Source organism: Bacillus sp. N12A5 (assembly GCF_026790125.1).
In the GTDB taxonomy this organism is placed as follows: Bacteria; Bacillota; Bacilli; order Bacillales; family Bacillaceae; genus Bacillus.
Genome location: NZ_JALAMR010000030.1, coordinates 1,029 through 1,503, shown reverse-complemented (window position 1 = coordinate 1,503; position 475 = coordinate 1,029). Strand labels below are relative to the sequence as shown.

The 475-nt window shown below is 50.5% G+C and carries 1 protein-coding gene; it reads left to right on the top strand.

Annotated elements, in window-relative coordinates; all coding sequences use genetic code 11:
• A partial coding sequence (locus MOC09_RS19970) for a condensation domain-containing protein (RefSeq protein WP_419901069.1) occupies positions 1–475 on the top strand: 475 nt, incomplete at both ends.

The following is a 475-nucleotide window of genomic DNA, read 5'->3' as shown; positions in this document are numbered from 1 at the left end:
TGCCGTTTTTGCCGATGTGTTCTCAGCTGTTCAGAAGCATGCAGTCGAGGCGGAGCGCTACGATTACGTGCCGCTCTATGAGATTCAAAAACGCTCAGCCCTTGATGGCAATCTCTTGAACCATCTGGTCGCGTTTGAAAATTATCCGCTTGACCAAGAGCTTGAAAACGGCAGCATGGAAGAACGCCTCGGATTTTCTATCAAGGTAGAAAGCGCATTTGAGCAAACGAGCTTCGATTTCAATCTGATTGTGTATCCGGGCAAAACGTGGACCGTCAAAATCAAATATAACGGAGCAGCCTTTGAATCCGCTTTTATCGAACGGGCTGCGGAGCACCTTACCTGCATGATGGAAGCGGCTGTCGCTCAGCCGGACGCTTTTGTCCGTGAGTACGGGCTCGTGGGAGACGCAGAGCAGCAGCAAATTGTTGAGGTGTTTAACCAGACGAAAGCCGAACTTCCTGAAGGAATGCCC